Genomic DNA, 4,675 nt, shown 5'->3' on the forward strand with positions numbered 1-4,675 from the left:
GTTTATAAGCGGCACCCTGCAAGCCCAGGAAGAACAAGGCGGCGCTAATACGCAACAAAGAAGAAGCCCCCGTGCCACCCGTGGCGAACGCGAGGTAAAAAAAGATAGCAACCTGCCCGAACTAACCGTCCGTGCCCAGGATATGAATGAACGCATGACACAGGAGATAGGCAATGCCCCCTGGATGCGTGTTATCTACCGACAGATAGACCTGACAAAAGAGCAAAATGCTCCGCTCTACTATCCGGTACGTCCTATGAACGGACAAATGAATCTTTTCTCCATTATCTTCCAGCTATTGAGCGAGAATAAGATTAAGGCATACGAGTATCTCGATGGCTACGAACAATTTGACGAAGCCCATCAGGTAAATTTCAAAGAATTGCTAGACCGTTTCTATATCCTGTATGAAGAAGTACCGGCTAAAAACGGAGGCGAACCGATGTTTGTTATCAACGAAAGCGACGTACCCTCCGAAGATGTCAGATCCTATTACATAAAGGAAGCCTGGTATTTCGACCAGAACAACTCTGTATTCGATGTAAAGACACTGGCTGTCTGCCCGATCCTTACTTCCAACGGAGACATGGGAGAAACTACCATGCCGATGTTCTGGCTACCCTACGAAAACATCCGCCCGTATATCAATACGGCTTACATCATGACGTCTAACATAAACAATGCCATGACGTTTACGATGGACGACTATTTCCGCCGCCGCATGTTTGACGGCGAAATCATCAAGACTCAAAACCTGATGAACCGTCCTTTGCAAGCCTACTGCCCTACCCCCGACTCTTTGAAACGCGAACAAGACCGTATCGAGGGCCAGTTGGTAGCATTCGAGAAATCCCTTTGGTTGCAACCCGACACCGCACAAGTAGTAGATGCCAAGGCCGACAAGAAGGCACGCAAAGCATCCGTTCGCGGCAACTCAGGTGCTTCAGCCGAAAAAGCCCCGGCTGCAAGCAAGGAAAAAACAGTAAAGACAAAAGCCCCGAAAGCCGAACGTTCCGCTCCCGTAAAGAGCGTACGCCGCAGACGATAATAATTTATAAATCCCTATCTTTGCCCCCGCAACATTTCATAAACAAGATGAAATACATTCCTTGTATAAGACATATATCTGCGGAACATGTATGTTCCGCAGTCCTTCTTCATGAAGAAGGAAATTTTGCAAAAAAACCGTAACCTTTCCTCCACCCCCCTTTTTCACGTAAAAAACAATCAAAACATAGCAGGCTGCCCTTGCAACCTGCCGAAAACGTGTGTCCGTACCACACGGAAAACCTCCGTACACCTACAAAAGTATTACCGACGCACCGGCGGAGGCTCCGTACCCCTACAAAACCATTACCGGAGTAGCTGCGGCCATTTTGTAGGCCTACAAAACCATTACAGACGCGCCGGCAGCCATTCTGTACCCCTACAAAACCGTTGCCGGAGCTCCGGTGATACCTCCGTAGGCCTACAGAGGCTCCACAGAACGGATTTCTCAATTTTCAACCTAATATTAACTCTTTAAATTCAAAGTTATGGAACAAACAAAAGCAATCGGAACCGTTTCACGCTCGCGACTGAGCAACGCGGCACACCTGGGTATGAACGAGGAAATAAACCAACGCCTTACACCTCTAAGCGTGGCAGACACCAAGATCAGCGAAATGCAAAAAACCTACGCCGACGCCATTGCACGGGAACAAGACTGTGTGAACCGCATCACAAAAAGCGCAAGCACAGAACAACTGGAAAAACTGGACGCAGACAGAGACCTCACCTTCCGTTTCATGGTAAACATAGTGGAAGCCTACTGCATCTGCCCCACCGAACAACTGCAACTGGCAGCCAAACGGCTGGATGCCATCTTCGGAGCCTATCACGCACTCAACGAAAAGGCCTTCAGCGAAGAAACAGCCGGGATAGACGGACTGCTGAACGACCTGGGAGGAGATGCTGCGAAAGCGGACATCGAACTGCTGAAACTGGAAAACTTCGTAAGCCTGCTGAGCCAACAAAACCAAGACTACAAAGACTTGGACCGAACACGCACGGACGAATACACGGCACGTGTAAAAGTAGAAACCTCCGAAGCACGCAAAGCAACAGACGAAGCGCTGGATGCGATAGTACGCCGCGTAAACGCCATGCAAGAAATGGACCCGACAGACGAAACCGCAGCCTTTATAGACGCCGTAAACCAGATTTACAAAAAGTACTCGGACCTGATTGCGGCAAAAGCCGGCAAAAACAAGAAGCCCGACACGCCGATTGTATAACCCCCTTTACACACATTTTATATGAGAAAGAACAACAACCTTCAGAAACTGGCCCTCGCGGCCGGTTTCCTGATAATGCTGGCAATGCTGCCTGCATTGACCGCCTGCAACGACGACAACGACGGACTAGAAAAAGACCCCACCGCAGGACACACCCTGACGCTTACACTCAAAACCGGCGTAGAAGCCATACCGGAGACGAGAGCGCTGATCCGCGAAGCAGCCCCGGGAAGCGAAGCCGCGCAAGCAGGCTTCAGCTACGAACTGATATCGAGTGATGCGGACAGTTGTTCTGCGGATATGCCTTCCACCAAAGCACCAACAACGCTGAAAAACGTCTACGCCCTCCTCTTTAAGAGCGACGGAACGTTCAACGGCAGAGCCAACATCGGAACCATGACGGCAAACACAGACCAAGTAGTAACCTTTACAAACGTAGCTGATCCGGCAGCAACAAGTTGCCGGCTGGTGATTGTAGCAAACGACAATGCAGCAACAAACAACTACGCCAGCACAGGAGGAACAGGAAACTTTGCGAACTTCACAGGAAACTATACAACCTTTCAAACACTGGTGATGACGAACAATATAGCCGCAGACGCGGACGTACCCTACGCGGGAACAGCAACGGCCAATCTATCATCCGGTTCTTTTGATGGCGTTGTTTCTGTCTCATTATACCGCACGCTGGCGAAAGTAACGGTGGTGAATCAAACCTTCTCCATACCCTATAGCTCACAAGGCGGAGGAAACATACCGCGCACAGGAATCCAACTCGTAAACGCAGGAAAAAAGTGCTTCGGAACAAAAAACAACTACGACGGAACAGGAAACAACACAAACCTCGCAGGAGTAGAGAACTCCACCTCCGTAAATGCAAACACCGTAACCTGGTATGTAGGAGAGAATGTACAATCCGGCTACTCGGCCACTAACGCCACCGAAAGAAACAGGCTGAAAGCACCCAATGCTGCGAGGGTAACGCTGACAGGAAGCAAAACCCTGGCGACAGACGATGCCTACACATGCCACTTCGACGTCTTTATGGGCAAAAGCGGCAGTGTGGGAGACTTCTCACTACGCCGACACACCAACTACACGCTGACGGTAAACATCAACAATTCACTTGAATTTATTAGAAGCTATGTAACAAATAGTAGTGGCAATCTATATTATAAGAATGATGATCCCCGGATATGGCACAGCGTGGCTTCTGTGTGGATACCGGTTAATCAAGCGTTAGCTACGGCTTACAAGGCGAAACAGTCTAACCTTACAGGTTTTCCTCCTTTCAATTACGATGATGGCGCTTCTTCCGGTACAACGGGTTCCGATTATATGGGCGTTTCTTCTACCGCTACTGTAAATACGCCTTATTCTTTCGAGGTTGAGAAAACGGAGCGTGGTAGTAATTCTATTTATCAGCCTGCTATTGATTATTGTAAAGGTAAGGGTAGCGATTGGCGTGTTCCTACTCAGATCGAGTTGTTCGCAATGTATCAGAATAGGGCGGCATTAGAATCCGTATCCGGCTTCGCTGCGTTCATCAGCAATTACTACTGGAGTAGTTCGGTCTGCAGTGGCAACGCCGGCAGACGCTGCGGACTGGGCTTCGGCAATGGCAATTTCACTTGGAGCAACACGACGGGCGGCAGCAACTATGTCCGCTGTGTCCGGGATAACTTGCCTGTGGTCACTATCAACCAGTCCGTAGCCACGGCTTATAAGAATACTGGGAATAACCTTACTACTTATCCTCCATTCAATTATGATGGTGGTGCTTCTTCCGGTACAACGGGTTCCGATTATATGGGCGTTTCTTCTACCGCTACTGTAAATACGCCTTATTCTTTCGAGGTTGAGAAAACGGAGCGTGGCAGTTATTCTGCTTATCAGCCTGCTATTGATTATTGTAAAGGTAAGGGTAGCGGTTGGCGTGTTCCTACTCAGATCGAGTTGTTCGCCATGTATCAGAATAGGTCTAAGTTAGAGTCCATATCCGGCTTCGCTGCGTTCATCAGCAGTATCTACTGGAGTAGTTCGGTCTACAATGGCAGTGCCAGCTTCCGCTGCGGACTGAGCTTCTTCAAGGGCAATTTCAGTTACGGCGGCACGAACGGCAGCAACTTTGTTCGCTGTGTTCGGGATATCTGATTGGTAGATAGAATATGGCTTTAGCCTGGTTTCAATTGCCGTCGGTTAAAACCGACGGAGGCTGTAGATTCCCCTCTTTCAAGGGCTTTAGCCCAACCAGAAAGAAATTTGGCTAAAGCCAACAGAGAATGTACATCCCTTAATCCGTCCACTAAAGTAGACGGCAACTGAACTTAGGCTAAAGCCAACAAAGAGAACATACTTTAGGCCGTCCGCTGAAGCGGACGGTAACTAAAACCAGGCTA

Annotated in this window: 3 protein-coding genes; all 3 read left to right on the top strand. The window is 49.0% G+C overall.

The genetic code is table 11. The annotated features are described in order from the left end of the window. Positions 1-4 precede the first annotated feature (4 nt). Positions 5-1,048, top strand: a complete 1,044-nt coding sequence (gene porN / locus CTY47_RS16505) for a type IX secretion system ring subunit PorN/GldN (protein WP_099465884.1) — start codon at positions 5-7, stop codon at positions 1,046-1,048. Positions 1,049-1,535: 487 nt separating this feature from the next. Then, positions 1,536-2,276, top strand: a complete 741-nt coding sequence (locus CTY47_RS16515) for a DUF6261 family protein (protein WP_099465882.1) — start codon at positions 1,536-1,538, stop codon at positions 2,274-2,276. A gap of 21 nt (positions 2,277-2,297) precedes the next feature. Continuing rightward, a complete protein-coding gene (locus CTY47_RS16520) occupies positions 2,298-4,430 on the top strand; it encodes an Lcl C-terminal domain-containing protein (protein ID WP_099465883.1) in 2,133 nt (710 codons plus the stop codon). Positions 4,431-4,675: the final 245 nt, after the last annotated feature.

Source organism: Parabacteroides provencensis (assembly GCF_900232875.1).
Taxonomy (GTDB): Bacteria; Bacteroidota; Bacteroidia; order Bacteroidales; family Tannerellaceae; genus Parabacteroides; species Parabacteroides chinchillae.

What these genes read in the sequence shown, in the direction of transcription:
- CTY47_RS16515 (WP_099465882.1), top strand. Translation starts at nt 1,536, where the DNA reads ATGGAACAAACAAAAGCAATCGGAACCGTTTCACGCTCGCGACTGAGC.
- CTY47_RS16520 (WP_099465883.1), top strand. Translation starts at nt 2,298, where the DNA reads ATGAGAAAGAACAACAACCTTCAGAAACTGGCCCTCGCGGCCGGTTTC.